This window comes from Streptomyces mesophilus (genome assembly GCF_040300965.1).
Taxonomy (GTDB): Bacteria; Actinomycetota; Actinomycetes; order Streptomycetales; family Streptomycetaceae; genus Streptomyces; species Streptomyces mesophilus_A.
On record NZ_JBEPEW010000030.1, the window covers coordinates 62,094 to 70,436 of the forward strand.

The 8,343-nt window shown below is 71.6% G+C and carries 6 protein-coding genes, 1 tRNA gene and 1 pseudogene; 5 read left to right on the plus strand and 3 right to left on the minus strand.

Annotated features, from left to right (window positions below; all coding sequences use genetic code 11):
* The first annotated feature begins 58 nt into the window (after positions 1–58).
* The 5 genes from ABT367_RS14060 (at position 59) to ABT367_RS14080 (ending at position 4,024) form a co-directional block, all read left to right on the plus strand.
* Complete coding sequence (locus ABT367_RS14060; protein ID WP_352252966.1) at positions 59–1,036, plus strand: ABC transporter ATP-binding protein; 978 nt, start codon at positions 59–61, stop codon at positions 1,034–1,036.
* Positions 1,033–1,839, plus strand: coding sequence for an ABC transporter permease (locus ABT367_RS14065; RefSeq protein WP_352252968.1), 807 nt, complete (start codon positions 1,033–1,035; stop codon positions 1,837–1,839). The genes ABT367_RS14060 and ABT367_RS14065 overlap by 4 nt, the downstream gene beginning before the upstream one ends.
* Positions 1,812–3,281: a sensor histidine kinase gene (locus ABT367_RS14070; RefSeq protein WP_352252970.1), complete on the plus strand. Its 1,470-nt coding sequence runs from the start codon at positions 1,812–1,814 to the stop codon at positions 3,279–3,281. Before ABT367_RS14065 ends, ABT367_RS14070 begins: the two co-directional genes overlap by 28 nt.
* A complete protein-coding gene (locus ABT367_RS14075) occupies positions 3,278–3,913 on the plus strand; it encodes a response regulator transcription factor (protein WP_352252971.1) in 636 nt (211 codons plus the stop codon). Before ABT367_RS14070 ends, ABT367_RS14075 begins: the two co-directional genes overlap by 4 nt.
* Positions 3,914–3,948: 35 nt before the next feature.
* Positions 3,949–4,024: transfer RNA gene (locus tag ABT367_RS14080), tRNA-Gly, on the plus strand.
* A gap of 74 nt (positions 4,025–4,098) precedes the next feature.
* Here ABT367_RS14080 and ABT367_RS14085 read toward each other — a convergent pair.
* The 3 genes and pseudogenes from ABT367_RS14085 to ABT367_RS14095 all read right to left on the minus strand — a co-directional run.
* Positions 4,099–5,004, minus strand: a complete 906-nt coding sequence (locus ABT367_RS14085; protein ID WP_352252973.1) for a phosphoribosylaminoimidazolesuccinocarboxamide synthase — start codon at positions 5,002–5,004, stop codon at positions 4,099–4,101.
* 224 nt (positions 5,005–5,228) lie between these two features.
* Positions 5,229–6,731, minus strand: coding sequence for a N,N-dimethylformamidase beta subunit family domain-containing protein (locus ABT367_RS14090; protein ID WP_352252975.1), 1,503 nt, complete (start codon positions 6,729–6,731; stop codon positions 5,229–5,231).
* Positions 6,732–6,962: 231 nt separating this feature from the next.
* Positions 6,963–8,343 (minus strand): annotated as a pseudogene (locus ABT367_RS14095) (hypothetical protein); the annotation flags it as partial.

The window sequence follows — 8,343 nt, forward strand, 5'->3', positions numbered from 1 at the left end:
CCCCAGCTCATGACCGCACGCACTGCCCGCGTCCCTTGATCGCGGGGAGGCTTGAGGCATGAACACCACCACCGAAGAACGCGTGATCGACGTCACCGATCTGCGACGCACGTACGCGGGCGGCTTCGAGGCGGTACGGGGGATCTCCTTCAGCGTCGGCAAGGGCGAGCTGTTCGCTCTGCTCGGCACCAACGGCGCGGGCAAGACCTCCACCGTCGAACTCCTCGAAGGACTCGCGAAGCCGGCCGCCGGCCGGGTCCGGGTGCTCGGGCACGACCCGTACAGCGAGCGGGCCGCGGTGCGGCCGCGGATCGGCGTGATGCTGCAGGAGGGCGGGTTCCCGTCCGAGCTGACCGTCAGCGAGAGCGTACGGATGTGGGCCGGCTGCACGAGTGGTGCGCGGCCGATCCGTGAGGCGCTCGAACTCGTCGGTCTGGCCCGCAGGGCCGACGTCCGCGTGAAGATGCTCTCCGGCGGCGAGAAGCGGCGGCTCGATCTGGCGATGGCGCTGCTCGGCCGGCCCGAGGTGCTCTTCCTCGACGAACCGACCACCGGGCTCGACGCCGAAGGGCGCGTCGACACCTGGGAGTTGGTGCGCGCGCTGCGTGCGAACGGCACCACCGTGCTGCTCACCACGCACTACCTCGAAGAGGCCGAGGTGCTCGCCGACCGGCTCGCGATCCTGCACGAAGGACAGATCGCGCTGACCGGCACCCCGGACGAGGTGACCGCGACCCAGCCGTCCCGGATCTCCTTCGAACTGCCCGAGGGCTACTTCGTGGGAGACCTGCCGCCGCTGGGCGAGCTCGGCGTCACCGGACACGAGACGGAAGGACAGACCGTACGGCTGAAGACGCCCGAGCTCCAACGGTCCGCCACCGGGCTGCTGTTGTGGGCCCGGGAGGCCGGGGTGGAACTGCGCCGGCTCGATGTGCGGCCCGCCTCGCTCGAAGAGGCCTTCCTGCACATCGCCCGCGAGGCGCGGGACGGACAGTCCGCGGATGACGCCGTACGTACGAAGGAGACCGTGGCATGAGCACCACCACCCTCACGGGACGAACCGCCCCCGCGGCACGCACCACCCCCGCGGGACGGATGACCGCGCTGGCGCGCACCGAACTGACGCTGCTCGGACGGGCGAAGGGCACCCTGGTGACCGCGCTCATCGTGCCGCTGATCCTGCCGTTCAGCGTGCAGGCCACCGTCAAGGAGTCGACGCTCGAGGGCACCGGCGTGAAGGTCGGTGAGCTGCTCCTGACCGCGGCGGTCGGCTTCTCGCTCCTCTTCGCGGTCTACAGCGCCCTGGTGACCACCTTCGTAGTCCGCCGCGAGGAGCTGGTCTTCAAGCGGCTGCGTACCGGCGAACTGCGCGACCAGGAGATCCTCGCGGGCGCCGCGCTGCCCGCCTCCCTCATCGGCCTGCTGCAGTGCGTGGTCGTGACGGTCGGGGCGACCCTGCTGCTCGACCTGGGGGCGCCGCCCGCCGTGTACTGGGCCGTGCTCGGTGTGCTCCTCGGACTCGTGATCGCCGTCGGCCTCGCCGCGGTGACCGCGGGGCTCAGCAAGACCGCCGAGAGCGCGCAGGTGATGGCGCTGCCGATGGTGTTCGTCTCGATGATCGGCTCCGGGATGACCGTGCCGCTCGAGGTCTTCCCCGACCGGCTGGCGTCCGTCCTCGAACTGCTGCCGTTCTCGCCCGTGATCACGCTCGTGCGCGGTGGCTGGACCGGCACCCTGTCCACGGGTGACGCGCTGTCGGCGCTGGCCGTGGCGGTGGCCTGGATCGTGGTGGCGGTGTTTGCTGTACGACGGTGGTTCCGTTGGGAGCCGAGGCGCTGAGCGGGGAGAGCGACAACGTGCTGGAGCGGTATCGGCGGTGGCGCAGGGGCGTCTGGGACGAGCGCAGTCATGTGGAGCGCATGGAGTTCCAGAGCCTGCTCATCGTGCGGCTCATGGTCTGGTTCTTCTTCCTGGCCTGGCTGGTGATGCCGGTCGCCCAGCTCGCCTCGGAGCCGGCCGGACTGCCCTTGGCGCTCGGCGCGCTGCTGCTGATCTGTGCGACCGCCCAGTGCGTGCTCTCCTGGCGGCTGCTGCCGCTCGCGTTCGGCGAGTACCTGGGCCGCGGCGCCGTACCGGCCCGGAGCTGGCTGCTCGCCGGTGCGCTGATGGCCGGCACGCTCGCCCTCGATCTCGGGCTCGAGGCGACCGGTGCGCTCGACAAGGAGTTCACCGTCTTCGTGGCGCTCTTCGCGGTCATCCCGTACACCGCGGAACGCTGTCTCACCATGCCGCTGCGTACGTTCCAGCAGTGGTCGCTGGCCGCCGCCGTGGTGGTGACCGGCGCGTTCGCCCTCGTCGGGGTGCGCGACATGTCCCTGCTCGGCTACGCGGTGGGGGTGTACGGCGGGGCCATGATCTGTCTGGCCAGCATCCGCTGCTCCGCCTGGAGCCTGCGTGTCATGTGGCAGGCGGAGCGCGGCCGCGAGGCGCAGGCGCGGCTCGCGGTCGCCGAGGAGCGGCTGCGGTTCGGGCGGGATCTGCATGACGTGATGGGCCGGAATCTGGCGGTGATCGCTTTGAAGAGCGAGCTCGCCGTGCAACTGGCCCGGCGCGGCCGCCCCGAGGCCGTGGAGCAGATGATCGAGGTGCAGCGGATCGCCCGGGAGTCGCAGCGGGAGGTGCAGGAAGTCGTACGCGGCTATCGCGAGGCGAGCATCGGGTCCGAACTGGCCGGTGCGCAGGCCGTGTTGAGCGCCGCCGGGATCGACTGCCGGGTGACCGGCGCCGAGGCGGCGGACAAGCTGCCGACGGGCGCCCACGCGGCGCTCGGCTGGGTGGTGCGCGAGGCGGCCACCAATGTGCTGCGGCACGGGGACGCGACCCGGTGCTCGATCGCGCTGCGGGTGGGGGCGGGGAGGGCTGTGCTCACGGTCGACAACGACGGTGCGGGAGACGACGGCCAGGGTGCGGGAACAGACCCCGCCCTCCCGGGGGCCGAGCCCCTTAAAGGCTATCGGGGCCCTCTGACAACGCCGGGCCCCGGCGGTTCCGGGCTCGCCGGGCTGCGGGAACGGCTCGCGGCGCTCGGCGGTCGGCTCGAGGCGGGGCCGGCCGGGGACGGCGTGTTCGAGCTGGTCGCCGAGGTGCCGCTGGGTGTGCCCGAGCCTGGTCCCGCCGCCCGTACGGCATCGAGGCCTTCCCGTACGGCATCGAGGCCCGCTTCCCGTACGGGCGAAGAGGAAGCCACCCCCCGTACGAACGAGAACGAGGCCGCCCGATGACCGAGCCCGCTTCCATGGATGTGCAGTCCCTGAGAATCCTGCTCGCCGACGACGAGCATCTGATCCGCGGGGCGCTGGCCGCGCTGCTCGCGCTCGAGGACGATCTGACCGTCGTCGCGGAGGCGGCCTCCGGGCCCGAGGCGCTCGCCATGGCGCTCGCGCACCGGCCGGATGTGGCCGTACTGGATCTGCAGATGCCGGGGGCGGACGGTGTGAGCGTGGCCACATCGCTGCGGCGTGAACTGCCCTCCTGCCAGACCATGATCGTGACGAGTCATGGGCGGCCGGGGCATCTGAAGCGGGCGCTCGAAGCGGGTGTACGGGGGTTCGTACCGAAGACCGTGAGCGCGCAGCGGCTCGCCGAGATCATCCGTACCGTGCATGCCGGAAACCGTTATGTGGACCCGGAGTTGGCGGCCGACGCCATCTCCTCCGGGGACTCTCCGCTGACCGCGCGCGAGGCGGAGGTCCTCGAGCTGGCGGCGGACGGTGCGCCGGTGTCGGAGATCGCCGAACGGGCGGCGCTGTCGCCGGGGACCGTGCGGAACTATCTCTCCGCGGCCGTCTCGAAACTCGGGGTCGAGAACCGTCACGCGGCGGTGCGCCTCGCGCGCGAGCGCGGTTGGGTATAGTGGTCTCCGCACTACGGCGAAAGCTCACCGTGCGTGCGAACGTAGCTCAGTTGGTAGAGCGCAACCTTGCCAAGGTTGAGGTCGCGAGTTCGAACCTCGTCGTTCGCTCCATATGGGAAAGGCCCTCGGTTCTCACCGGGGGCCTTTCGCGTGCGCGGTGTGCGCGGTGTGCGTGGTGTGCTCGGTTACCAGGCCGTCCCCGTCAGCAGCTCGTACGCCTCGATGTAGCGCGAGCGGGTGCGCTCCACGATCTCCGGCGACAGCGGCGGGGGCGGGTTCTCGCCCTGCGGGCCCTGGCGGACCCAGCCGGCCTCGGCGGACTTCAGCCAGTTCCGGATGATCTGCTTGTCGAAGGACGGCTGGGTCTGCCCCGGCTGCCACTGGTCCGCAGGCCAGAAACGCGAGGAGTCCGGGGTGAGGACCTCGTCGGCGATGACCAGCGTCTCGCCCTCGTAGCCGAACTCGAACTTGGTGTCCGCGAGGATGATGCCCCGGTCGCGGGCGATGTCCCGGGCGCGGCCGTAGACGGCGAGGGTCGTCTGGCGCAGCTGGGCGGCGGTCTCGGCGCCGACTTCGCGGGCCACTTCCTCGTACGACACGTTCTCGTCGTGCTCGCCGACCGCGGCCTTCATCGCGGGCGTGAAGATCGGGGCGGGCAGCTCCGAGCCGTCGACCAGGCCCTCGGGCAGGGCGAGGCCGCAGACCGTGCGGCTCTGCTCGTACTCGACGAGGCCGGAGCCCGTGAGATAGCCGCGCGCGACGCACTCGACCGGGACCATCGCCAGGGACTTGCAGATCAGGACCCGGCCCGCCCAGTCCGCGGGCGCGCCGGCCGGGACCTCGGTGGACAGGACGTGGTGCGGGACGAGGTCCGCGAGCTGGTCGAACCACCACAGGGACAGCTGCGTGAGGATGCGGCCCTTGTCGGGAATCTCCGTGGGCAGCACCCAGTCCATCGCGGAGGTGCGGTTGCTGGCGACCATCACGAGGTCGCCCGCTTCGTTCTGGTACAGGTCGCGCACCTTGCCGGTGTGCAGGTGCACCAGGCCCGGCACCTCGATCGGCTCGGGCTTTTCTACGAATCCGGGCATGGTTCCTCCCCGTCGTTTCGGCCAGCGGTCCGATTCTCGCCTATCGCGAAGGTGCCGCTGACCAGGGGTGGGGCACGCGGCGGTCGCGCGCGCCTCGGTGGGCTGCTCAGGTGGCGGCCTTGGTGGGCCGCCTTGGCGGGCGGCCATGGTCGGCTGCCCTGGGTGGCTGCCTTGGCTGACGGCCTCGCTCGGCCGCCTCAGGTGGCTGCCGCAGGCCGGCTGCCTCAGTCGCGCTTGCAGATGCGGTCGAGCAGATTGGCGGTCGCCCGTTGGATACGGGTGTCCACATGGCCCGGCCGGTCGAGCGCCGGTGACCACGCGAAGGTCCCGGACGCGAAGACCAGCGCGCCGGACGGTGCCCGGTACAGGGAGGTCTCCTGGTGGCGCTTGGCCCCCTCGCCGTCCCGGTACGGGGAGTGCGCCAGCAGGATGCGGCCCTGGTGCTCGGGCAGCGGGGTGCGCGGGAAGTAGCGGTCGGCCTCGCCCGCGACCAGGTCCTCGATCTCGTCGCCTTCGTGCGCGCCGGTCGCGTCCCACAGCCAGTGGTCCGCATTGCGTACGACGAGGGGCGACGGCTCGGGGACCCGGCCCGCGTACTGGATGCCCATCAACTGCTGTTCCGCGCGGTCCACTTCACGCCAGAGCGTGGGCCTGCCCGGGCCGCGGCGCTTGCGGCAGGTGAGCAGGCGGTCGGGCACGCCGGAGGGCGAGGGGCTCAACTCCACTTGCCAGTACATGGTGTTGGCGGAGAGGAAGACCAGCGATGTGCCGCTGTCACGGGCCTGTTCCGTCGTACGGCGCATCGGCACCGACCAGTACTCGTCGTGGCCCGGGAAGACCAGGCCCCGGTAGCGGGTCGGATCCACGCGTCCTGCGTGCAGATCGCGCGTATCGGCGTACGCGAGGTCATAGCCGTAGCGTTCGGCCCAGCGGATGAAGTCGTAGGCGTGGCCCACGTGGAGCGGCAGTCCCGCGCCCGCGTACGGGCGGTCGAAGGAGACCGTGATGGCGGCGTCGCTCTCGCCGAGCAGCGAGCCCTGTTCGTCCCAGGCGTGGTAGAGGCTGGCGCCCGTTCGGCCGTCCTCCGGATAGAGGTTGTACGCCTGCCAGGTCACGTCCGGGAGCAGGAGCAGCAGATCCGCCGGGCGGTCGTCCCGGACCGTGAACGGGATGTGCGAGCGGTACCCGTCGGCGGTGGTCAGGACGGCCACGTACGCGCCCGTGTTCCAGTAACTCGGGATCTGCAGCCGCCAGGAGAGCCACCAGTGGTGGCAGGAGACCGTACGGTCGGCGGCCAGCGGAGGCGGCTGGACGATGCCGGAGAGCCGGGGGCTCGTGGTGATCTTCGAGGCGCCGTCACCGCCGTAGTGCCCGATCCGGTAGATGTCGACGCCGAACTGCTGCGGCGGGTCCACGGTGATGTGGAAGTCGATGGATTCGCCGGGGGCGGCGGCACCCGTGGAGGTGAATCCCTTCACCTGCTGGTGCACATCGTCGGCCGTGCGCGGTCCCGTGGTGCTGCGGGGCGCGGGGATACGGGCGCCGGGCGCCGGGGCGTGGTCGATGTACCAGGGGACTACCTGGCCCGTGTCGTCGAAGTAGTGCTCGCTGCCGCGCAGCCAGGGCAGCGGGCCCTGGCCGAAGGGGTCGCTCACGGCGTGGGCGAGGGCTCCGGACTCCCAGCGCCTGATCGGCGTTCCCGCGCCGGCCGTTGCGTTTTTCGGCACTCTGCCGCCACCCATGCCGCTCCCCTCCCTCGTCCCCCGGGTCCTGCGTCTGCTGTGACCGGCCGCGACCGGTGTCCTCGTGCTGACGGATCGGTGGCCGGCGTCTGCTGATACGTGCGCCGAGCTGTGTCAGTCGACGGTCGGTCCCAGCACATCACATTAAGCACGCATCCCGTCACCGTTCGTCGCGGATTGACGTGAACGGAACGTGGCACTCCGGGGAGCGGTGACTCAGACCAAGCGCACCGGCTTCTCCGGTCGTACGCCAAGACCCGCGAGCCAGCCGCGCAGGGGTTCGGGGTCGCCGTCCTCGACGAGGCTGAGCACCCGGGGGCTGAGGTCGGCGGCACGTACGCCGTCCACGAGCAGGGTCGGGCCGTCGAGCCAGTCGAGTCCGGGGGCCGCGCCGGCGGTGTCGACGGCGGCGCAGCAGACCATCGCGGTGACGTGGTCGGCCAGCAACTCCCGCCCGGAGCGCGGTGGTTGCATCGGGAACAGCGGCAGCAGCGCATCGTCCCAGGACGCGTCGTCCGTCACGGCCGGCTGAGGCGGGGCACTCGGTGCGGTGCTCTCCTCGCGGGCCAGCTCCACGGTGAGTACGGCGGCCAGTTGCTCGCCCTGGGGGGCGAGGGCGGAGGGCTCTGTGGGGTCGTGGTCTGCGTCGGGGGCTTCGTTGTGGTCTGCGTCGAGGGCTTCGTTGTGGTCTGCGTCGAGGGCTTCGTTGTGGTCCGCGTCGAGGGCTTCGTTGTGGTCCGCGTCGAGGGCTTCGTTGTGGTCCGCGTCGAGGGCTTCGTTGTGGGTGAGGTCGGGGGTGGCCGGGTCCAGGTGGCTGAGCCCAGGATCCACCTGGCCGGTTTCAGGCGTGAGCTCCGAGCCGGCTGCCGGCCCCGTCGGCACAGCCTCCGTACCCGAGCCGGCCGGAGCCGCGGACGGAACCTCGGTGTCCGAGGCGACCGAACCCGTCGGCACCGCCTCTGCGCCCGACTCCCCTTCGCCAGCGCCCGGTTCACAGGTCTCGGACGCCAGATGTTCCATCACCCGCGCAAGGGTGGGCGCCTGCGGGTCCATGTCCGGTGCCGTGGCCCGTCCCACGCCCAGGGAGTCGAGGGCGCGGTGCAGCCGGGCCGCGTCCATCCGCCACTTGCGGTCGACGACCTCCTCCGGATACTCCTGCCAGTCGACCGGCGCCCAGCCCGCGCCTTGTTCGCCATGGAAGAGCCGGGCCGCGAGCAGCGAGGCCGCCTCGTCCACCGCGCCGGGCTCCTCGAGCAGATCGCACGCGGGCCGCTCCCCGAGCCGCGAGGCGAAGCCTTCGGCGAGGCGGTCGCGGCGGGACAGCTCGGTGAGCGCGGCGACCACTCCGGCGTCGAGCCGGGACGGCCAGCGGCCCATGCGCCAGGCGGGCAGCGCGACCTTGGTGAGCAGCCGGTCCCAGCCGGCGTACGCGAGGCCCACCTGCTCCTGAGCGACGATCCGCAGCCCGTAATCCACAGTCTGTGCACGGTCGGCGGCGGCCGCCGCGACCCCCCGCTCCATCTCCGCCGCATGCCCGCGGCAGGCGCGGAGCATCAGCCGGCAGACCCAGCCGACCCCGGCGAGCACCAGTCGCCCG

What these genes read in the sequence shown, in the direction of transcription:
- ABT367_RS14060 (WP_352252966.1), top strand. Translation starts at nt 59, where the DNA reads ATGAACACCACCACCGAAGAACGCGTGATCGACGTCACCGATCTGCGA.
- ABT367_RS14065 (WP_352252968.1), top strand. Translation starts at nt 1,033, where the DNA reads ATGAGCACCACCACCCTCACGGGACGAACCGCCCCCGCGGCACGCACC.
- ABT367_RS14075 (WP_352252971.1), top strand. Translation starts at nt 3,278, where the DNA reads ATGACCGAGCCCGCTTCCATGGATGTGCAGTCCCTGAGAATCCTGCTC.
- ABT367_RS14085 (WP_352252973.1), bottom strand. Translation starts at nt 5,004, where the DNA reads ATGCCCGGATTCGTAGAAAAGCCCGAGCCGATCGAGGTGCCGGGCCTG.